Source organism: Undibacterium pigrum (assembly GCF_003201815.1).
In the GTDB taxonomy this organism is placed as follows: Bacteria; Pseudomonadota; Gammaproteobacteria; order Burkholderiales; family Burkholderiaceae_D; genus Undibacterium; species Undibacterium pigrum.
Genome location: NZ_QJKB01000004.1, coordinates 364059 through 385116, shown reverse-complemented (window position 1 = coordinate 385116; position 21058 = coordinate 364059). Strand labels below are relative to the sequence as shown.

The 21058-nt window shown below is 50.7% G+C and carries 21 protein-coding genes; 10 read left to right on the top strand and 11 right to left on the bottom strand.

Going from position 1 to position 21058, the window contains the following annotated elements:
* Nucleotides 1-2: 2 nt before the first annotated feature.
* The 3 genes from DFR42_RS15355 to DFR42_RS15345 all read right to left on the bottom strand — a co-directional run bounded on the left by DFR42_RS15355 (nt 3) and on the right by DFR42_RS15345 (nt 3338).
* Nucleotides 3-809, bottom strand: a complete 807-nt coding sequence (locus DFR42_RS15355; protein WP_110255909.1) for a cystine ABC transporter substrate-binding protein — start codon at nt 807-809, stop codon at nt 3-5.
* A 225-nt stretch (nt 810-1034) separates the two neighbouring features.
* The gene (locus tag DFR42_RS15350) at nt 1035-1349 is read right to left on the bottom strand and encodes a hypothetical protein (RefSeq protein WP_110255859.1); all 315 of its coding nucleotides are present in this window, start codon (nt 1347-1349) and stop codon (nt 1035-1037) included.
* Between the two features lie 312 nt (nt 1350-1661).
* Nucleotides 1662-3338 carry a peptide chain release factor 3 gene (locus tag DFR42_RS15345; protein WP_110255908.1) on the bottom strand — a complete coding sequence of 559 codons (1677 nt, stop codon included), beginning with the start codon at nt 3336-3338 and terminating at the stop codon, nt 1662-1664.
* 221 nt (nt 3339-3559) lie between these two features.
* On the opposite strand from DFR42_RS15345, the gene DFR42_RS15340 reads away from it, so the two are divergent.
* The 9 genes from DFR42_RS15340 (at nt 3560) to DFR42_RS15300 (ending at nt 13256) form a co-directional block, all read left to right on the top strand.
* Complete coding sequence (locus DFR42_RS15340; protein ID WP_110255858.1) at nt 3560-4306, top strand: hypothetical protein; 747 nt, start codon at nt 3560-3562, stop codon at nt 4304-4306.
* 88 nt (nt 4307-4394) lie between these two features.
* On the top strand, nt 4395-5408 hold the full coding sequence (locus DFR42_RS15335; protein ID WP_170133543.1) for a S1/P1 nuclease: 1014 nt from the start codon (nt 4395-4397) through the stop codon (nt 5406-5408).
* 57 nt (nt 5409-5465) lie between these two features.
* Entirely contained in the window at nt 5466-7322 is a 1857-nt protein-coding gene (sppA, locus tag DFR42_RS15330) for a signal peptide peptidase SppA (RefSeq protein ID WP_110255856.1), read from the top strand.
* A 169-nt stretch (nt 7323-7491) separates the two neighbouring features.
* The gene (locus DFR42_RS15325) at nt 7492-9306 is read left to right on the top strand and encodes a CIA30 family protein (RefSeq protein ID WP_110255855.1); all 1815 of its coding nucleotides are present in this window, start codon (nt 7492-7494) and stop codon (nt 9304-9306) included.
* A gap of 62 nt (nt 9307-9368) precedes the next feature.
* Complete coding sequence (locus DFR42_RS15320) at nt 9369-10481, top strand: sensor histidine kinase (protein ID WP_110255854.1); 1113 nt, start codon at nt 9369-9371, stop codon at nt 10479-10481.
* A complete protein-coding gene (locus DFR42_RS15315; RefSeq protein WP_110255853.1) occupies nt 10478-11083 on the top strand; it encodes a response regulator transcription factor in 606 nt (201 codons plus the stop codon). Before DFR42_RS15320 ends, DFR42_RS15315 begins: the two co-directional genes overlap by 4 nt.
* 267 nt (nt 11084-11350) lie before the next feature.
* A complete protein-coding gene (locus DFR42_RS15310) occupies nt 11351-11779 on the top strand; it encodes a hypothetical protein (protein ID WP_170133542.1) in 429 nt (142 codons plus the stop codon).
* Between the two features lie 140 nt (nt 11780-11919).
* Nucleotides 11920-12738 carry a helix-turn-helix domain-containing protein gene (locus DFR42_RS15305; protein WP_146218861.1) on the top strand — a complete coding sequence of 273 codons (819 nt, stop codon included), beginning with the start codon at nt 11920-11922 and terminating at the stop codon, nt 12736-12738.
* Nucleotides 12739-12776: 38 nt separating this feature from the next.
* Nucleotides 12777-13256 carry a NuoB/complex I 20 kDa subunit family protein gene (locus DFR42_RS15300; protein ID WP_110255850.1) on the top strand — a complete coding sequence of 160 codons (480 nt, stop codon included), beginning with the start codon at nt 12777-12779 and terminating at the stop codon, nt 13254-13256.
* 97 nt (nt 13257-13353) lie between these two features.
* On the opposite strand, the gene DFR42_RS15295 is transcribed toward DFR42_RS15300, so the two are convergent.
* From DFR42_RS15295 to DFR42_RS15285, 3 genes are all read right to left on the bottom strand, one after another.
* Entirely contained in the window at nt 13354-14649 is a 1296-nt protein-coding gene (locus tag DFR42_RS15295; RefSeq protein WP_110255849.1) for an alpha/beta hydrolase family protein, read from the bottom strand.
* Between the two features lie 197 nt (nt 14650-14846).
* Nucleotides 14847-15704, bottom strand: a complete 858-nt coding sequence (locus DFR42_RS15290) for an SDR family oxidoreductase (protein ID WP_110255848.1) — start codon at nt 15702-15704, stop codon at nt 14847-14849.
* Between the two features lie 48 nt (nt 15705-15752).
* The gene (locus DFR42_RS15285) at nt 15753-16286 is read right to left on the bottom strand and encodes a nuclear transport factor 2 family protein (protein ID WP_245936989.1); all 534 of its coding nucleotides are present in this window, start codon (nt 16284-16286) and stop codon (nt 15753-15755) included.
* Nucleotides 16287-16371: 85 nt separating this feature from the next.
* On the opposite strand from DFR42_RS15285, the gene DFR42_RS15280 reads away from it, so the two are divergent.
* Entirely contained in the window at nt 16372-16779 is a 408-nt protein-coding gene (locus DFR42_RS15280) for a winged helix-turn-helix transcriptional regulator (RefSeq protein WP_110255847.1), read from the top strand.
* A 65-nt stretch (nt 16780-16844) separates the two neighbouring features.
* Here the strand turns inward: DFR42_RS15280 and DFR42_RS15275 are convergent, their stop codons facing one another.
* The 5 genes from DFR42_RS15275 to DFR42_RS15255 all read right to left on the bottom strand — a co-directional run bounded on the left by DFR42_RS15275 (nt 16845) and on the right by DFR42_RS15255 (nt 20989).
* A complete protein-coding gene (locus tag DFR42_RS15275; RefSeq protein WP_110255846.1) occupies nt 16845-17186 on the bottom strand; it encodes an NIPSNAP family protein in 342 nt (113 codons plus the stop codon).
* A 100-nt stretch (nt 17187-17286) separates the two neighbouring features.
* Nucleotides 17287-18123 (bottom strand): serine hydrolase, encoded by an 837-nt coding sequence (locus DFR42_RS15270; RefSeq protein WP_110255845.1) that lies wholly within the window; start codon nt 18121-18123, stop codon nt 17287-17289.
* Nucleotides 18124-18306: 183 nt separating this feature from the next.
* A complete protein-coding gene (gene pal / locus DFR42_RS15265) occupies nt 18307-18825 on the bottom strand; it encodes a peptidoglycan-associated lipoprotein Pal (protein WP_110255906.1) in 519 nt (172 codons plus the stop codon).
* A 179-nt stretch (nt 18826-19004) separates the two neighbouring features.
* The gene (locus DFR42_RS15260; RefSeq protein WP_110255844.1) at nt 19005-20330 is read right to left on the bottom strand and encodes an ATP-binding protein; all 1326 of its coding nucleotides are present in this window, start codon (nt 20328-20330) and stop codon (nt 19005-19007) included.
* Nucleotides 20327-20989, bottom strand: a complete 663-nt coding sequence (locus DFR42_RS15255; RefSeq protein WP_110255843.1) for a response regulator — start codon at nt 20987-20989, stop codon at nt 20327-20329. The genes DFR42_RS15260 and DFR42_RS15255 overlap by 4 nt, the downstream gene beginning before the upstream one ends.
* Nucleotides 20990-21058 lie beyond the last annotated feature (69 nt).

Here is a 21058-nt window from a genome sequence, read left to right as displayed (position 1 = left end):
GCTTACTGAGCCGAAGGTGCTTTGCTGACGTCCTTGCCAAACCATTTATTGGATACCTTGGCAAAGCTGCCATCCTTGATGATTTCGGCCAGGGCTACATTCAGAGCCGCAGCAAATTTGGGATTACCCTTTTGGAAGGGAATACCATTTTTTGCAATTTCACCTATAGGTGAGCCAGCCTTGACGGGCAGGTTGCTGGTTTTCAACAGGTAGGCAACCATCAGGCTATCATTCAATGCCGCGTCAACACGGCCTGCGGCCAGGTCTTGCAGGTATTCTGGCGCGCCAGGGTAGCTCTTGACTTCGATACCAGCCACGGCCTTGGCACGCTCTTCATAATTGCTGCCCTGCCCTACGCCCAGCTTTTTACCTTTCAAGTCTTCCAGGCTCTTGAATTCGCGCTTGTCATCTTTCTTGACGATGAGCTGGGCGCTGGACACTGTATAGGGGTCAGAAAAATCAAAGGTTTCCTGGCGCTTGGCTGTGACGCCCACCTGATTGACGATGACATCAAACTTGCCAGCCGACAAGCCTGCCAGTATGCCACTCCATTCAGACGTCACGAATTCTGGTTTGACACCAAGTTTTGCAGCCAGCAGTTTGGCAACGTCTACGTCAAAGCCAGCCAGTTCATTGGTTTTGGTGTCTTTGAAGTTAAAAGGTGGGTAAGTTCCTTCCAGTGCAATTTTCAAGGTGCCGCGTGCCTTGACCGTGTCAAGCAAGTCAGCTGCGCTGGCAGTCAGGGAAACACCCGCCAATACCAAGCCAGCCAGCAAAGTGGAGATTGTTTTTCTTTTAGATATTTTCATCATGGTCCTGAGAAGTTTTCAGGCCCTCGCCTGAGCGAAGGCGCATTCATTAAAACATGCCAGAAGGAAAGATTATCTGGCGGCCTGTGTATGATATGGAGTCAGGGTATTGAAGGACAACGAAGTATTTCTTATTTGCATATACGATGTAGTTCTATATGCAGAAAACAAGGAAGGGGTAAAAAAGTAAGACACGCCCCTGCCAGCAAGGACGTGTCGACAAGATTAGAAAGAAGGCAGGTCGCTCAGTCTGTGGCCAGGATCACCATTGCTGGCCGTGCTGAGGCCATGTACGCCATCTTCGTACTGTATGCCTACGACTTTTTCACCGAGAATGATGCCGTTTTCACTATTAAACTTGGGCAAGACTTCATCGCCATTGGCGATGGTATCCAATACCGCCTGTACATCTGCTTCCTGAGGATCATCCACCATGGCAGGTGGCATGACTTGTCCGCCCTTGCTCTTGCCCCAGCGCACTTTAGCAATGCGCTGCCCACTATCATCAAAACGGACGGCTTCAATAAAAAATAATGCCATGATCACGCTCCTCATCAAAGTTGCAAAGAAAATCGGGAAGGAAATTGACTAGCCAATGCTAAGGACCAGCACTAATTTCTGGATAACAAATACTTTTATGCTTGCTGTAACTTTATTTTGCGCCTTTAGTATGACAGCTATGTGTCATGGTGTCGTGCAAAAAAAGCACCTTAAATCAACATGTTAGCAAATTAAAATCTGCATTCAAGTTAAATTTATTAGCCCCAATAGCAAAGCGGCTGACAGAAGCTTTTCGCTCTGTCAGCCGCAAATTTACTAGGCCTGGCTAAATACTTTTCAGTTCTGCTAAGCTCAGTTAAGCTTAGCCGCATGTTCACGCGTAGCGTGGAAAGTTACACCAGGCCAACGTTCTTGCGTCAATTTCAAATTCACACCCGAGGTCGCCAGGTAAGCCATGTTGCCTGCAGCATCATAAGCAATATTGCCACCGGCGCTGGAACGTTCAAAATCAGCCAGCATTTTTTTGTCATCGCAGCTGATCCAGCGGGCGCTGCTGATGCTGGTGCCTTCAAACACGGCATCAACGCCATATTCATTCTTGAGACGGCTGGCGACCACTTCAAACTGCAGGACACCAACCGCACCCAGCACCAGATCACTGCTGACAACAGGTTTGAATACCTGTACCGCACCTTCTTCACCTAATTGCTGCAAGCCTTTTTGCAATTGCTTGATTTTTAGCGGGTTCAGGATACGTGCTGTACGGAAAAAGTCTGGAGCAAAATAAGGGATGCCAGTAAATTGCAGCAATTCACCTTCAGAAAAACTATCACCTATCTGCATATTGCCGTGGTTGGGCAAGCCTATGATATCGCCAGCGTAAGCTTCTTCCACCTGCTCACGTGACGATGCCATGAAGGTCACGACAGACGACACTTTGATATCGCGGTTCAGGCGCAAATGCTTGAGTTTCATACCGCGTTCAAAACGACCAGAACAGACGCGCAGGAAGGCGATACGGTCACGGTGAGCCGGGTCCATGTTCGCCTGGATTTTGAAAATAAAGCCAGAGAATGGTACTTCCTTTGGTTCAACAGCACGCACGGTCGCATCGCGCTCCCGTGGCGCTGGTGCCCAGTCGAGCAAAGCATTCAAAATTTCACGCACACCAAAGTTATTGATGGCAGAGCCAAAGAATACCGGTGTCTGCACGCCAGCCAAAAAGTCTTCCAGACTGAACGGATGGGATGCTCCATGCACCAGTTCGACTTCCATCTTCAGTTGTTCGATTTCTAGCGGGAACATCTCGACCAGGCGTGGGTTATCAATACCCTTGATGACTTCGAATTCCTGGTCAGCACGTTCACTACCTGGCGTGAACAGTAAAATCTCGTCTTTCAGGATGTGGTACACACCGCGGAAAGTCTTGCCCATGCCTATGGGCCAGGTCACTGGTGCACACTGTATTTTCAATACAGATTCCAGTTCATCGAGCAACTCCAGCGGGTCGCGGGTTTCGCGGTCCATCTTGTTGACGAAGGTGATGATGGGCGTATTGCGCATGCGGCAAACGTTGAGCAGCTTGATGGTCTGTTCTTCCACACCCTTGGCGGCATCGATCACCATCAGGGCAGAATCAACTGCCGTCAACACGCGATAGGTATCTTCAGAAAAATCCTGGTGACCCGGCGTGTCAAGCAGGTTGACCACGTGGTCGCGGTATTCAAACTGCATGACAGAGGAAGCAACCGAAATGCCGCGCTGCTTCTCGATTTCCATCCAGTCAGATGTCGCATGACGGCCACTCTTGCGCGCCTTGACTGTGCCTGCCAGTTGAATCGCGCCCGAGAACATCAGCAGCTTTTCAGTCAGCGTAGTTTTACCCGCATCCGGATGGGAAATAATACCGAAGGTACGGCGGCGTGCCACTTCGCGGCTGATCAGGTCTTTCGATGCCGCGCTGGACGTAGTTGTCTCTGAGACTGACTCGTGGCCGGATTCAGCGCTATCGTCTGGGGATGTATTCATGGTGTTCATGCTGATGCCGCAAAAATGGAGAAAAACACGCAAGTTTAGCTGGTATTGGGGGCGAAGTCGAATGCAAGGGCTGGCAAAACACTGCAAATTGACAGTTCCATGGCGAGTAAGTAAAAGAAATAACAATTCCAACATGGATTTTCTTGCACTTTCCTGTAGCAATGCCATGATATGCAGGTACTCTTGCTTACGATAGTTCAACCTGGATAACCATGAAGAAATTTGCTTTTACAGCAACATTTTCTATCTGCATATTGTCAGCCATGCCTGCGCAGGCGGGTTCTGGCTATTATCTGGTCAGCATCTATGAAAATGAGGGCGAGAAAACTATCGATTTCAAAACCTGGTCTTCTTTTGTCGACAGTCGCCCCACTTCGACTGCGCCTGACCTGGGTTTCAGCTACATGCCCAATAAAACCTGGTACACGGAAGTCTATGTGACCTGGTTCAGGCGAGGTGCCAGCTCTTTGGCAAATAGTGCCTGGACCTGGCAAAATGATTTCTTGCTGACGCATGGTCAATATGATGTTGACGTGGCCTTGCATACCAGCCTGAACAAGAACACTGACAGTAGCCGTGGCGTGGATTTTGAATTTGGTCCGGCCATGCAAACCGAGTTTGGCCGGGTGCAGGTGAATGCCAATCTGTTCCTGGAACGTACGTATCGCATTAATCCTGCGGGCCGCACGCAAATGAAATATCAGTGGCAAAGCAAGTACCGCTACCGCCCTGAACTGGCATTTGGCCTGCAAGGCTTTGGTGAACTGGGTAACTGGGATAACTGGTCGCCGCAGGCCCAGCAATCACACCGGGCTGGTCCCATGGTATCCGGCACGTTCAGGCTAGGGAACGCGGCTGACAGCAGGCAAGCCATCAAATATGAAGCCTCCTATGTGGTCGGCAAACTCAATACCCGCCATGCAGGCGTCTTCAGCATGCGTCTGCAATACGCGTTCTGATACGAACACAATCTCCTCAGTTTGCTATATCCTCGTCATCTTTGCTTGTTACCATCTTTGGTATATTTATTATCTACCTGATATTTTTATGAAAAAGCTACTGATCTCCGCTTTCATGCTGGCACTGGCCAGCTTGCCACAACTGAGTTTTGCCTGGGGGGCCGACGGTCACCAGACCGTGGGAGCAATTGCCGAAAACCTGCTGGCTGGCAGCAAAGCCGGTGCCCAGGTCAAAGCACTGCTGGGTGACAATACCCTGGAAAAAGTCGCTGTCTGGGGCGATTGCGTCAAAGGCATCGCTCCTGAAAAAGATTTTGCCTATACATCAACTGGCCGTTACCCTGAGTGTGCGTCCTTTGAGACTGCCGCTGGTATTGCTGCCATGGCGGATTATGTGAAACGCAATAACACTAACTGCAATCCGGCTTTTGATGAAGAAAACTGCCACAAGCAATATCACTATGCTGACGTGGCTCTGCAGCATGACCACTATAAAACTGGCTATGTAGGCACCAGTGACCATGACGTGGTGAACGCCATTCGTGCCGCCGTACTGGTGTTGCAAGGCAAACCACAGCCAAAACCTTTCAATTTCAAGGACAAGCAGGAAGCCCTGACCCTGCTGACCCACTATGTGGGTGACTTGCACCAGCCTTTGCATGTAGGTTCCATCTTTTTGAATGCCGATGGCAAGATCGTCAACCCGGATGAAGGCCAGTATGACCGCGGCAGCAATACCGTTGGTGGCAATGCCCTGCAATGCCCATGCGGTAACCTGCACTCTCTGTGGGATGACTTGCCACAGCAATTCAAGCGTGGCCGCATGAATGATGCCTTGACTAAAAAAGCCAAGTCCTTGACGCTGACCAATGCAGCCATCGAAGAATTGCCAGTATTGTGGGCCAATGACGCCATACGTGATGCCAAACAATTGTTCGCTGGCACGCAATTCAGCAAAAGCACACCGAACCAAAGAGGAAATAGCTGGTCTATAGCCTTGCCACTCGAATATGAAAAAACCATGCTGAACATGAAGGAAGATGCCCTGGCACGTGCCGGTGCGCATCTGGCTCAATTGCTGAAAACCATCTGGCCTGAATAAATCCAGCCTGTTTTTTTAGCTTGCTCTCAGCTTATCTTTTTACTTAAGGAAAATGTCATGGCTTTTGCCCCCATAAGCTGGATAGGAAAAGGTTTCAAATACCTTTGGACGGCGCTGGACTTCAGTCGCCGGGTAATACTGAACCTGCTTTTGCTGTTTATCCTGATTGCCATTGCCATCAGCCTGTTCAGTGGCGGGGCAAAAAAAATCGAAGACAAGACTGCCCTCTTGCTGGATTTAAAAGGAACGCTGGTAGAGCAACATGCTGGTAGCGCCCGCGAAACACTGCTGGCCGAAGCACGTGGCGACATCAAGAAAACCACGCAATTGCGGGATGTCCTGGCGGTGCTGGATCAGGCAGCCAAAGACCCGCAAATCAGCAGTGCGGTCTTGCTGCTGGATGACATGGGCGGCACTGGTTTGACCATGCTGAGGGAAATTGCCGCTGCCATCGACCGTTTCAAGGCTGCTGGCAAGACAGTCGTGGCCTGGGGTTCCAGCTATGACCAGCGCCAGTATTACCTGGCAGCCCATGCCAATGAGGTGTATCTGCACCCTATGGGATCAGTGATGATCACTGGTTTTGGCAGGTATCAAAACTATTACAAAGATGCCCTCGATAAGCTGGGCGTCACGGTGACCGTGTTGAAAGCGGGCAGTTTCAAAAGCTTTGGTGAACCTTATGTCGCCAATGCCCCGTCTCCTGAAGCAGCCGAGGCAGAAAGCTTTTTATACAATGCCCTGTGGAAGACTTATACAGGCGATGTAGAAAAAGCCCGCAAACTGCCTGCTGGCAGCATCATGAATGGTATCAATGACCTGAGCAATCTGCTGGCTGCGGCAGGCGGTGATATCGCCAAACTGGCCATCAATACCAAGCTCGTCGATGGCTTGAAGACCCGCGATGAATTGCGTGAACTCATGCTCAAGCGCGGTATCAGGGATGAGCAAATCAAGAGCTTCCGTCAAATCCCGTTTGAAGATTACCTTGCCCGCATCAAACCCAAACTCTTTGGTGACGCTGTTGGCGTGATCGTGGCCTCTGGTGAAATCAGCGAAGGCGTGGCCTCACCTGGCGCCATCGGTGGTTTGTCTACTGCCAGCCTGATACGCAAGGCGCGTGAAGATGACAATATCAAGGCCATCGTCTTGCGTGTGGATTCTCCTGGTGGCAGCGCCTTTGGTTCAGAACTCATACGCCGTGAACTGGAACTGACGCGCAAGGCTGGCAAACCAGTCGTGGTTTCCATGGGCAATGTGGCTGCCTCCGGCGGTTACTGGATTTCCATGGCATCTGATGAAGTAATCGCAGATGAAGCGACCATTACTGGCTCTATCGGTGTCATCGCGATTTTGCCTACGGCAGATAAAGCCGTGGAAAAACTCGGCGTGCATACTGCTGGTTCACCAACCACCTGGCTGGCTGATCCATTCAATCCTCTGCGCCCTTTGAACCCGCGTTTTGCTGAAGTCCTGCAAGGCAGTATCAACCATACCTATGCCGATTTCACAGGCAAGGCAGCCGCCGCACGCAAGACCACGCCCGAGAAAATCAATGAAGTGGCACAAGGACGTGTCTGGACAGGTGCACAAGCCAAGGAACGCGGCCTGATCGACAATGTAGGCAGTTTTGCCGATGCGTTGAAATCAGCATCTACCCGTGCAAAAATGGGACAGGATTACCGCATCGCCTATATAGAACGTGAACCGTCCAAGTTTGACCGCATCTTCAGTATCTTTGGCGCGCAGACTGCCCTGGTATTGCAGGAGCAATTCAAACTGGCGTCTGTACCTAGCGGCTTGCCACCAGCAGCAGCAACACAGATACTGAATGACCTGAGCTGGTTGAGAGATGTCAATAAAGAAGGCAAGAGCTTTACGGCCCTGACACATTGTCTGTGTACGGCACCTTAGTCTGCATGTTTTGTAAGAAATCCCGCAAATATGCGGGATTTTTTTTGTCTGCGTCAAAGATGTGATTTCAGGACATGACAAATGTCATAAAAAAATGATGGCATTTGCTTCTGTTTTATTTTTCATCCAAACGGCATGATGAATACATCTACAAAAAAAGGACCTCATCATGCACAAAACCACTCTTGCCCTGGCATTTGCTCTTTGCACAGGCGGCTCCCATTTCTCAGCACAAGCAGCAGGTTTTCTGATAGAAAACACGCGCGTATTTGATGGCCAGAAAATCCTGTCTGCCAGAAATGTGCTCATCGCAGATGGCAAGATTCAGGACGACAATTTCAAAGGCAAACCGGCTGCCGGTATCACTGTCATTAACGGCAATGGCCGCACCCTGCTGCCTGGCCTGATTGATGCGCACGTGCATGCCTATCAGCACCAGGAACTGCCACTCTTGTATGGTGTGACCACGCAAATTGACATGTTCACCAATGTTGATCAAATGAAAGAGATCAATGAAAAAATGCGCAAGGGTGAAAACCGTGAACGTGCAGATCTGATTTCTGCCGGTGTATTGGCAACCGCACCTGGCGGTCATGGAACTGAATATGGTCTGGCTATCCCTACCCTGGCAAAACCTGAAGAAGCGCAAGCCTGGGTAGATGCCCGCATTGCCGAAGGTTCGCATTTCATCAAGATCGTTATTGAGCATGGTCATGAAAAACGCCCTTTTAATAGTCTTGATAACGCTACCGTGAAAGCCCTGGTCAAAGCGGCGCATCTGCGCAATAAACTGGCGGTAGTCCACATAGGCACCTTAAAAGAAGCGCAAGATGCTCTGGCCGCGGGCGCAGATGGCCTGGTGCATTTATTTGTAGAAAAGCACATCAGCGATGCCGATGTACGTGAACTGGTAAAGACTGCAAAAAGCAGGAAGTCCTTCATCATCCCTACTTTTTCTGTGCTCGAAAGCATTGCAGGTCTGAAGGAAGAAGATGTACTGACAGACAAGCGCATGACAGCATTTTTAAATAAAACGCAAATGCAAACAATGAATGCACCATATGGCCAGCAAGCCCGTCCCGATTTATTGACTGCCCCAAAACTGCTCACGGTTGCCATGCATAAGGCTGGCATCCCCATACTGGCAGGCACGGATGCAGGCAATTCCGGCACCCAGTATGGCATCAGCCTGCATCATGAACTGGCCTCACTGGTCAATGCCGGCATGAGTCCGCTTGCCGCATTGAGCGCCGCCACATCGGTGCCAGCCAGTGCGTTCCGGCTGAAAGACAGGGGTCGTATCGCCAGGGGCTATAAGGCTGACCTTGTGCTGGTGGAAGGCGAACCAGATAAAGATATTAGTAACACACGCAATATTGTCGAGGTATGGAAAGATGGCGAGCGCGTCACAGCTCAACGCGAACAAAAACAACAGGAAGTCGTGCAGCAAAATGTGCAAAAAAACCTGCAATTCGATCTACCGCAGGATGGCCGCATTGCGCAGTTCAGCAAGGGAAAACTGGCCAGCCCGTTCGGTGCAGACTGGGGTGCATCGACAGATGCTTTCATGGGTGGTAAATCCAGCATAAGCCTTAAACTGGCTGACACTGAAACCATCAACGATCAGCCGGTGCTTAATATTGATGCAGAAATTCGCCCTGGTTTCGCCTACCCCTGGGCTGGGCTGGCCGTGATGACAGGCAAAGTCCCTATGGAAGCAGTGGACCTCAGCAAGGCCAACACCCTCAAATTCAGAGTGAAGGGCGATGGCAATCAATACAGCGTAGGCATCAGCGTCAAGGGCAGTTATATACCCATCTCGGTCCCCTTCAAGGCTAGCGAAGAGTGGCGTGAAATCAGCATAGCTTTCAGTAAATTCTCTGGGCTGGATCCTGCTGCAATCACAATCATTGCCTTTAATGCAGGACCACAGCCTGGTTCATATCGTTTTCAGATTGCCGATATCCGTCTTTTAAAGGAATAATGTCAAACTTCAGCCAAGCCAGCTCAGCTAAGTAAGTCAACCAAGCCAGATAAAAAAAAATAATGCATCAACTTATCGCTATCTTCTCTTCTCCCTGGGTGCCTGCCCGCTATGGCAAGGCACCGTATTTCTGGCTACTTTCCTTTACCATCATGGGCTGGAAGTATCTTTACGTCACGCCAGGCTTGCAGGAAATCAGCTTGTTAGCAATCAGCATTCTGGCTTTTTTACTCATTTATTTTTATAGCTTTTGGCAAACAGGCTGGAAAAATCTGGCCTGTATTACCGTGATCTGCGCCATGGGTATAGCCTGGGCACCTTATAATTATGGCGGGTCTACATTCTGTATTTTTGCCGCCACTATGTGCTCACGCATGACGGATACACGCCAGGCTTATCTTGGCCTGCTGACTATCGGCCTGGTAGTTGCCCTAAGCAGTTTCATCTTCAAGTTCGAAGCGACTTTCTGGATACCCGCCATCATCTTCAGCATCCCCAGTGGGGTCGGCGCCATCATAGGTGAGCGACTGACACGCAGCAATGAAAGCCTGCTCAAGAAACAGGAAGAAGTTGAATATCTTGCAGCACTGGCGGAACGCGAACGTATCGCCAGGGACTTGCATGACTTGCTGGGGCATACCCTGTCCGTCATCACCCTGAAAGCCGAGCTGGCAGGCAAACTGCTGGAACGCAATCCCGATGCCTGCAAAAAGGAAATTCATGACATCGAGCATACCGCCAGGCAGGCCCTGGCAGAAGTGCGCGCCGCTGTCATAGGCTATCGTGCCACGGGTCTGGGACATGAATTGCAGTCTGCAAAAAATGCACTGGATGCGGCGCAGGTTTCGCTGGTCACGGATATACAAGCAATCAATATTCCGGCAGCGACGGAAAACGTACTGGCACTGGCCGTGCGTGAAGCTGTCACCAATATCATACGCCATGCTGAGGCCAGCATTTGCCATATTAAACTGAGCATACTGGATCAGTATGTGCGACTGACCATCACTGACAATGGCGTAGCAGGACAAAAATTATCCATCAACAAAGGCAGCGGACTTAATGGCATGAGTGAACGCGTGCGCGCCTTGGGCGGCTCTGTGCAAGTACTCATAAAACCTGACACACCAGGTTTGCACCTGGAATTGTCCCTGCCCCTGAAAGAAGAAAAATGATACGTATCATCATCGCCGAAGATCAGGCCCTGGTATCCGGTGCACTGGCGGCACTACTGGGCCTTGAAGACGATCTGGAAGTCATAGGCCTGGCAAAAAATGGCCAGGAAGCCCTGGCTTTATGTGAGAAAGAACAACCAGACATTGTCGTAACCGACATAGAGATGCCCATCATGACAGGGCTGGAACTGGCGGCTGCCGTCGCAGAAAAAAAACTGCCCAGCAAAGTTGTAGTACTGACGACCTTTGCGCGAAGTGGTTACCTGCGTCGCGCCATGGCCAGTGGTGTGCGTGGTTACATGCTCAAGGATGCACCGGCTGACACCCTGGCAGCTGCGATACGCACGGTACATGCCGGTGGCCGCGCCATCGCACCTGAACTGGCCATGGAAAGCTGGGGCGGCGAACAAGACCCCCTCAGCGAACGCGAACGCCAGGTACTGCGTCTGGCTGGCACTGGATCAACCAGCACCGAGATTGCAAAACTCATGCATTTGTCGGAAGGCACGGTACGCAACTATCTTTCTGAAGCCATCAGCAAGTTACACGCAAAAAACCGTGTTGAAGCATACCGGCTGGCACGCGATCAGGGCTGGTTGTGAAGCGAGAAACAAATAGGCCATTTGATGCGACTACCCCTCTCAATGCTCGTATAGTAACGGCACCAAAGCTGTCGATACCTGTCCATCATGAGGTTTAGCGCCCCCTTACTATTGCTTTGCCTGCCAATACTTAGCCAAGCCAGTCAGTCTCAGCTTGAGAATCAGGTAGACAAAATCCGCAATGCCGCAATGGCGGCATTTGAGAAAAATCATGACCAGCGAGATGCACTCAGACTCAACAAAATAGCATTAAAGCTAAGCCACCAATTGCCAGAAACCAGTTGGCGCACCATAGAAAACTATGATGATGCCGGTTTGTATTATTACGAGAGCAGTAATTGGAAGGCATCTGCCCGGCACCAGGCCATTGCCGTCCTGCTGGCTTGCGGCATGGAGGAAAGTAAGACCATGTTTCCTTTGTACGTAAAACGTTTGGGTTTTGCTTTTTCCAAGTACCGTCCCGGCGACGATTTTGCTCCTGTCGCTGCCAATCCCTTGCTGCTCCTCAAAGATATCTCTCTGAATCTACGCGCCAATACCGACTTGAGAAGACGCTACTTCAAGACTATAAAATTAAACCAGGGCACCCAGACTTCGACGGCATCTTATCTTTACAAAATCAAGTCCGATGCACTACCCGCTAACTGTTATATCCAGCCCGACCAGAGCGAAGAGCAAGCAGCCAAGAGTGAATAAGGTCTTTAGTGAATATTCACCTTACGCAAACAGGCTACAATAGCAGCAATTTCTTCCGCAATAAGAGCCAAGGTCAATTGCAAGATCTTTCTTTACCACATACCAGCCTTGCTCCACATCCCTTGTTGGCGGATGTCTGCATGCATTTTCTGGTCATGGACATTCCTTCGTGCTGGTACACCGTACCAGCAAGTCCACTACCGATGTTGATCGTCGTTTTGAGTGGAGCGATGGAAATGGAAGATGGTCAGACTTTGTATCGCTTCGCCATCGTCGGCCCCAACAGGCATCGTTCACTGGGCAAGGCTCAGCCTGGTTCTCGCTTCATGTCAACGACTTTCCGCCCTGGCAAACTCAGCAAGATACTGGGCTACCCCGTAGACGAATTTAGCGACGCCGTTATCAATCTGGCCGATGTATTACCTCTGTCCCACTACACCGAAGTGAATGAAAAACTGGATGCCGCCAACGGTACTGCTGCACAACTGGATGTGGTACAAAGCATGTTGTTACGTTTGCGCTTGCTTGAAAAACCGCGCATTGCTCCGCTGGATATTCCCTATCACTGGATAAATAAATCAGCGCAGGAACTAGCTGATAGCCTGGGTTTGGGCACTCGTCAATTCGAGAGGCGCTTTCTGGCCAGCTTTGGCCTCAGTTTACGTAGTTACAAACAGCATTTACGTTACGGTGCATCACTGACGCAAGTCATGCTGGGAAGGCTGCCAGCGAAGACCTGGGTCGAATGCGCGATGAGTTTTGGTTATGCCGACCAGGCACACATGAACCACGACTTTGTCCGGTTTACTGGTCATACACCAGCGCAGCTCATGCGTGGCATTGCGGCAAAAGATCCTGCACTTTGGGCATTCAGCTTCAATGAAGCTGAATTGGGGAAGCTGTTTATACCCACTGACGAAATCGATGTCGTTTCGGTACAAGACCACATCATCGCTTGAATCCATAATCGGGGCATCTCAAAGAAGGAGCCCCATCCATGGAAGAGCAATCAGGTTTGTTTCAGGATTCATACATCCTCACCAACGTCAATGATTTGATGAACAAGGTGCAGAGCAATAGCATGTGGTATCTGTCCTTCGGCCTCGCCTGCTGTGCGGTTGAGATGATGCAGGCTGCCAGTGCCCGCTATGACATGGACCGCTTTGGCTTCATGCCGCGTGCCAGCCCCCGCCATGCTGACCTGATGATAGTCGCTGGCACCCTGACCAATAAAATGGCCCCAGCTTTACGAAAAGTCTATGACCAGATGGCAGAGCCACGCTATGTGATCTCCATGGGCTCCTGCGCCAACGGTGGTGGTTATTACCATTATTCTTACTCAGTAGTACGCGGCTGCGACCGCATCGTACCTGTCGATATATACATCCCAGGTTGCCCACCTACCGCAGAGGCGCTGATTTATGGCCTGCTGCAGTTACAGAACAAGATCAAGCGCAGCAATAGCTTCGCCAGATAACAAAGACTCTGGTACTTGATGGTAAGCTGGTCCCATTGCACAGATGATGCCATTAGCCTCAACCAACAGAAATACAGGGAAGCATATCCATGGCCATTTATCTGCGATATGCCTTCCCATAGCTGCCGTCAAGTTTGCCTTTTGCCCAGTCCGCCATCAGATCATAATAGCCTGGCGTAATACGAAGCTGCTTGCGCGTGCCATCTTTTGCTTCTGTATATTCCCACATGCCATGACCAGTATCGGGGAAACGGTAAATCGTGATATTACTGCCCTGGCGGCGAAGATTCGACAGCCTTTCCAAACTCACTGCCCCCGGAGCTTGGCGGTCTTCATCCGCGAATACCCACATCTGTGGCACATCAACTTTGCTCAAGACCTGCATGGGATCGAGCGACCAGTCAATATCCAGCTTGTCGAATCTTGGTACACCATTACGGCGCAAATCATCTACTGACATGCTCAGGAACACGCCTGAGTATCCTCCCTTTATACTTGTGAACCAGGCCTCTTTGCCAAACTGCTTCTGGATATCAGCAAGCTCGTCAAACCCCTCTTTCAATTCAGATTTTGCTATTTTTGCCGTCACATCTGTCACCTTGCTGGCTTTGGCAAGTATGTCGTCGCCATACCCGTGATCGCGTAATTCCTTGCGGACTTGCTCAGCATCCTGCCCGGTGATATCAACCGCCAGGCCAAAGCCAACCCCAAGAAACTCTGCCCCGGCCCGCGCTGCCGCGAGTGGCACTATCCACCCACCCTGGCTCAAGCCTATGAGACCAAAACGACCGTAGCGTCCGGCTGCCAGCCGCCTGGCTTCGCGAGAAGCTGCTACCAGGTCATCGCCCAGGCGGGGGAAGTTTTGGGTATATTCTCCTTGTGAAAGTCCCGTGCCGCGTTTGTCATACACAAAAACCGAAATACCCCGTCCGAGCATTTGATAAGGGTCACCTGCGCGGTCTATCCAGCCAGTGTCTTCTGAGCCATGTACATAGACAAGCAGGGGTGTATTTTTTTCTGCACCGGGCGGCTCCATCAGGCGGCCTGCAAGCATAACGCCACTGGATTCAAATCGCGTGTTCAACTCGGAAATGGCCAGCTTGTTCCAGACCTCATCTCCCCGAATCAGGACTGCATTTTTTCCACATGTCAGCGTAATCCCGGAGTCCATCGTATTGCCAACAGTCCCATTGCTGAAGGTGTAGTTAAATCCTTTATCTGCTTTGGTCACGACGACAAATGTCTGCTTGTCTTTTTGAAAAATACCTATTTCACAAGGGGTCGATATAAAAGGGCCGGATTTCAATTGATCAGGCACAGCAATAGTCTGTGCAAACAGGACGGGACATGCTAGCGCGCATGCAAAAAACAGGGTGGACGATAATATTTTCACGCATTTCTCCGGTAAGAATCAATGCTGTGGATGCTATGGGGTATCGTCGTCGCCAGCTCATGTAATCCGATGAATGCAGGATTTCGATGACTAAAACCCCGATCTGAGGCTTTAAAATAAATGCAATTTGAAGAAAAGCCAGCAAAACTGCTGGTAGCAGCTTTACTGGCTTAGCTTGGCTTACGCTGAAAATCAATTTACATCGTCGCCAAATGCGCTTGCAGCACAGAACGCAAAGTCGCCGTTGGCCGCTGTATCAGTTTGGACAGCTGGCCACTATCGTCATACAGGCCACCTTGTGCAGCGCCTGTATCTGATTGCGCCAGGATATGGGCAAAGCCGTCTGGCAAACCAAATGAGACGAGCAGGTCTTTATATTCAATCTCGCTATGATTCACATAGGCGACAGGTTTGCCTGACAGTTCAGCCAGGGTCGCAGCCAACTCTGCGAGAGTGAATGCCTGGTCACCAGCCAGTTCATAGATCTTGCCGCCCTGATCATGACCAGTCAGTACTGCAGCCGCCGCCGCGGCAAAATCTGCACGGGAAGCCGCGGAGAATTTACCATCACCTGCCGCCCCAAATACCTTTCCAGTTTGCAGGGCAGTGCCCACTGCAGAAAAATAGTTTTCTATATACCAGGCATTGCGCAAGAAGACGAAAGGCAAGCCGCTGTCGCGTATCAGTTGTTCTGTCGCTATATGCTCCTGGGCCAGCAAGAGTGGTGAAGTATCTGCGTGCAGGATGCTGGTGTAGGCAATTAATTCCACGCCTGTATTCTTTGCGGCCTGCACCACATTGTTGTGCTGTTCCAGTCTTTGCCCAATTTCACTGGAGGATACCAGCAAGACTTTTTTCACTCCCTGCAAGGTTGTCGCCAACGTCTCTGGCTGGCTGTAATCGCCCTGGCGAACCTGCACTCCACCGGCGCGCAAATCCTCTGCCTTGCTGACATCCCTGACGATGGCAACGATCTGATTCGCCGGGACTGTACCCAGCAAGGCCTGTATCACCAGACGTCCCAATTGCCCACTTCCACCTGTTACTGCGATCATATTTATTTCTCCGGTTAAATCACATTCGTCAACATTCATCAAGATGACTCAATTTTTAAGTGCAGAATCCCAGTGTTCATCTGCCTTTCCATCCACTATCCGCCAGGTATCAAACCAGGTGGTGGTGTATAAAAGCTGTCCGGTGGTCTTGTCCCTGACTGGCAAGGGATACATGACCGTTACCAGGTCACCTTCGGCAATGACGGCAACCACGGGTTTCGTCATTTTTTTGGGTATCGGTGTAGCCTGGACATTTCTTACTTCGACAAAATACCTGAGCACGCCATCAAGACCCGACGCTGCATTCGGGTTATGCTGCAGGTAGCGTCTGGACAAATACTTGTCTGCCATTTCCCAATGCCCCGCCTCCAGCAAGTCTTTCACGATGTGATAGACCACCTGCTTGTTGGCATGCAGCTTTGGATCGCTACTGGTGAACAGCAGGTCTGGATTTTCAACCCCGACAACTGGCTCCTGTGCATAGCTGGCCAATGGCAGAGCCATCAACATAGCGGATAAGGTGCACGCAGACATGACGCCCAGGCCCAGGTTTTTCTTGTAACGATATATCTGTTTTTTCATAACAAAGTCTTTCCTGATTTCGACGTAAAACCGATAAGGTATACAATAGAGACTATGTCTAAAAATTATAAGGAGGCAGTTTTTCATGCCAAGGTTACCTGAAGTGAACCCGGTCAAGCGCATGGGTATGGCATCTGATTTTGATACGGCTATGTGCCCGGTCAGGAATGTGCTTGACCATATCAGCACCAAATGGACGCCGCTGATCTTGCTGACGCTGCAAGCAGGCCCTCTGCGCTTTAGTCAGCTACATAAGCAGGTGCCTGACATTTCCAAGCGCATGCTGACCCAGTCTTTGCGTGATTTGGAAAGAGATGGTTTATTGAGCCGTAAGGTGTTCCCGACCAAACCACCCAGTGTGGAATATGAACTGACGGCGCTAGGGGCCTCAGTCATGCTGCCTTTGGGCGCCCTGGTAGACTGGGCAGACAAGAATTTTGAGAAAATTAAATTATCGAGGCAGGCTTTTGATCAGGATAATGAGGCTGCGTAAAACCCAGGCTGAGTACTGTTAGCCGTAACCGTGCCAGATATCGCCGCTGTGGTGGACTAAGCCCTTTAAGGCTGATTAAGTTCACGCATACTGGCAATGCCTTCTTCTGACAACCAGACCAGGGTATTCATATACGTCTCGATGCGGTCAACCAGCTCTGCCCTTGGGCCATTTTTCCATTCGCTGGAGCCATAGAAGGCATCTTGCTCAGCTTCCAAAGCGGCGCGACTGGCATAAGAACGTACCAGATAATAAGTCGCTTCTTCATGATCAGAATGTCCGTAAGCGACTACATCCATATTCCTGCTTTTCAGCATGGGCACAGCAAGGGTATGCACGGCATGATGGAAGGCCTCGGCAACGCCGGGTTTGAGACGATAAGTGCGGATTTCTACCAAGCGGGTCATGGTTTTACCTGTCAGGCTTCATGTGAGAATAGTCATGCTAGCACAAGCTGCTAACATCCACTTATCACCAAACAAGCGCATTGACATGGGCGAGACAAGCTCAGCGATGACGCCTATGTCTCCTGCTTATCTTGGCCTTGATTTCTTCTTTATAGCCCAGCAATTTCCCTATATTCAGGGCGTCGGTCCAGCGCGCCGACCCTGCCCGTGCATTCAGCAAAATCATGGTGGCTTTTTTGCCAGCCAATTTGACTCGCATGATGAGACAAGCACCCGCTTCATTGGTGAAGCCGGTTTTTGATAGCAGGATGTCCCAGCCTTTTCTGCCGATCAGGCGGTTGGTGTTGTGGAATTCACGGCTAAGCCCATTCTTCAGAGTGACGCTGTCTTCACTGTCGGTCGTGATGTCGGCAATTTCCGGATAGCGTGATGCAGCTTGCGCCATCTTCACCAGATCAGCAGCTGTCGAAGTATTTTCTGGCGACAAGCCTGTCGCTTCGCGAATGAAGGTATGACTCATTCCCAGGGCAATCAATTTGGATTTGACAGCGACCATGAATGCACCCTGACCACCAGGATAAGTGCGGGACAGTGCGGCTGCAGCACGGTTATCAGAAGACATCAGTGCTAGTTGCAAGGCTTCCCTGCGCGTCAGGCTTGAGCCTATCGGGACATGGGAGCGGCTATGCTTGAGCTGGTCTTTATCCTCTTCTTCTATGGAGATTTTCTCATCCATATTCGCTTTGCTGTCGAGCAGCACCATGGCTGTCATGAGCTTGGTCAACGAGGCAATAGGCACTACCACATCGGCATTCTTTTCCAGCAGAACCTGGCCATTACGCTCGTCAACGACGATGGCGTTCTGGGCACTCAATTGCATGGCAGACAGGCTGCCACAGTACAACATCAGGACAACTAACAACTTGGGCTTCAACATCTGGGCACATCGATTCTGTCACGGGATTAAACAAATAAGGCTAACGAAAAACTGCTCAGATGACCAATGCTCAAAGCATCAGATCAAAACAGGTTTACGTAAGCATTATAGAGAAAAACCAGCTTGCATACAGGGGACAAATTTCTGCCACCGGATGCAAGCTGGTTTTAGTAATGCAAAAAATTACTTGCCGGAATAGATAATATCTGCACGGCGGTTTTCTGCCCATGAAGCTTCATCGCTACCTGTGGCCTTCGGTTTTTCTTTACCCAGGGACACTGCTTCCATTTGCGCTTCAGGCACGCCCAGCAGGGACAAAGACTTGCGCACCGCTTCTGCACGTTTCTGGCCCAATGCCAGATTGTATTCGCGGCCGCCGCGCTCATCCGTATTACCCTGGATCAGGATTTTTTTGCCCTTGTCAGCGCTCAGTTTCTTGGCATGGGAATTAACTGCAGGGGCAAATTCTGATTTAACGATGTATTGGTCGAAATCGAAATAAACGCTGCGGTTACCTTGCATATCATAGCCTTCAGGCCCCCTGTTATCCAAAGTAACTACGTCTTTTTTGTCTTTGCCTTTGCCATCAGGCACAACGACAACTGGGTCTTTTGGGGTTTCTGTCGTTTTGATTGGTGTGCTGCAAGCTGCCAGAAATACAGCGACTGCTGCCAGACCAGCCAGGTTTTTGATAGTGTTCATTGCACGCATATGGATATCCTCTGAGTTTTAATTGGTCGATTCAAACCTGATGCAGGCTACAGACGCTATCAGGTAATATGAAACGTTGCCATCTTGCCTTAAGAAACTTAGGCGAATCTTAAAAACCGAGCTTGATATCAACTAAACAGAAGGTTTTTCTCTAAAAACTGCGTATTTTTTCAGCTTATCTGGGTGTTTTTGGCCGGAAACAGGATAATCACTTCCAACCCACCCAGGGCTGCATCGGCCAGATTGATCGTCGCATGATGCCGGTCGGCGATAGCCTTGGCGATGGCCAAACCCAGGCCGCTGCCGCTTTTATTAGTCCCTGCTACGCGATAAAAGCGGTCAAAGATACGCTCACGTTCTTCTGGCGCGATGCCGTCGCCAGTGTCCTGTATGCCTAGCCGCAAGCCATCCTTGTCATGGCTGAGACTGATCTGCACCCTACCCTCGTCCTGTATATAGCGCACGGCATTGTCGAGCAGGTTGCGTATCATGATGCGCAGGCTCTCGCTATCACCTTCCAATTCGACAGGCTTATCCATTTCTGCATTGATGGTGATTTTTCTGGATTGCGCAAAGGGCATGACATCGCTGACGGCCTGCTCTATACAGGTGTTCAGCGTGATGTTTTGAAAACTCAGGCTAGCTTGTGAAGTTGGGTCTTGCCTGGCCAGTGCCAGCAACTGTTCGACCAGGCGTGAAGCACGGTCAACACCACCGAGCAGGCGATTGATGGCTTGCTCGTGACTTTTTTCATCCTTGACCCTGCCGAGGTTTTGCACCTGCAAGCGCAAGGCGGTGATGGGCGACCTGAGTTCATGCGCGGCATCTGCAACAAAACGTTGTTGCGACTGTATCGCCAAACCCATGCGGCTCAACAGGGAATTCAATTCCGTCACCAGTAGCGACACTTCTTTTGGCACGCCATCTGACGATACGGGATCAGTAGAATTGGCATTGCGGTTGGCTAACTCGCTCCCTATGCGATTCAAAGGCGCAAGCACTGAGTTGATGCCCCACCAGACCGCGCAAAACAGCAGCAGGGACACAGGTATCACCGGCCACAAGGTACTGAGAGCAAAAGAAATGGCACGGTCCCTGCGTGAGCTCATTTTTTGCGCTACCTGGATGACGCGCTTGTTTTCTTCGGCAGCATACACGCGCCAGTCACCGTTTTCCAGCGTCGCGGTTGAATAACCAAGTGCCGCCTGCTTGGGCAGGCTGCGGTGCTGGCGTGACTGGTAAACCCTGGCGCCGTCTTCTGACCAGACTTGCACGACAAAATCGAAATCATCAATCTCCGTACCTGGCAGGTTATGCCAGTCGACCTGATCAAAATCGCCATCCTGCAAGGCCAGTGCCATTTGCTGCATATGATAATCAAACAGCTTGTTGGCTTCACCTATGGCGGCATGCAGTGAGCTGGCAAACTGCAAGGCAGCAGCGGCCAGAATGGCGATACCAAACAAGAGCATCATTTGCAGGCGCAAAGACTTCATGTGCTTTTCTCTACCATATAGCCGACGCCACGCACATTGACGATGAATTTTTGCCCCAGTTTTTTTCTCAGGCCGTGGATATACACTTCGACTGCATTGCTTTCTATCTCTGAAGTAGCGCCAAACAGCTGGTCTTCCAGACGGCTACGCGAGAGTATGGCACCAGGGCGCGCCACCAAAGCATCAAGTATGGTCCATTCACGCGATGAGAGTATGACTTGCTCTGCACCATTGAATACCTGGCGGGTGGTGGTATTGACGACCACCTCGCCACAAACGTAAGAGGTATCAGCCCGGCCATGTGAACGCCTTACCAGTGCATGCATGCGGGCCAGCAGCTCATCGAGGTCGAAAGGTTTGACCAGATAATCGTCCGCACCGGCATGCAGGCCACGCACCCTGTCTGGTACGGCGTCGCGTGCCGTCATGACCAGCACGGGCAAGGTATCACCACGCTTGCGCAGGGCTTTCAAAATATCCATGCCGTCACGCTGAGGCAGGCTCAGGTCCAGCAATAACACGTCATAGCTATGAAATTGCAGGGCAGCCTCTGCCGCTTCGCCATTGCTGAGCCAGTCAACCAGATTGGCTTCACTTTCAAGTGCGATCTGTATATTTTCACCTATCATGGGATCGTCTTCGACGAGCAGGACTTTCATTTTTTATGCGCTTGGTATGTGGAAGATGGACACAGCGTGGATTGTACGTCATGGTCTGGCCGGAAAGAT